Raw genomic sequence first — 229 nt, 5'->3', positions numbered from 1 at the left:
ATCATAAACGGCACGCCCATCATACTTGCCCAGCCGATACCGAAACCGATCATCGGGGCGAGCATCATGTTTTTATCGGTAACATGCGGAATCGCCAAAAGGGCGAGTGCGGCAAGGGTAACGGCAAAGGCATGGACGTATTTGGCGGCGTATTTGCGCGCCATCCACATCAACCCGAAGGCAGAAATAAAGGTCACGACGTTGTAAAAACCATTGACCACACCGGTCC

The 229-nt window shown here is 52.8% G+C and carries 1 pseudogene; it reads right to left on the bottom strand.

Features of this window, described 5'->3' with window-relative positions:
* Window positions 1-229: pseudogene (locus ACTHS3_RS18905) on the bottom strand (MFS transporter); the annotation flags it as partial.

The sequence above is a fragment of the Neisseria sp. P0009.S007 genome, assembly GCF_051962515.1.
Note: the sequence above shows the minus strand (reverse complement) of the source record. Positions and strands in the feature narration are given on the sequence as shown.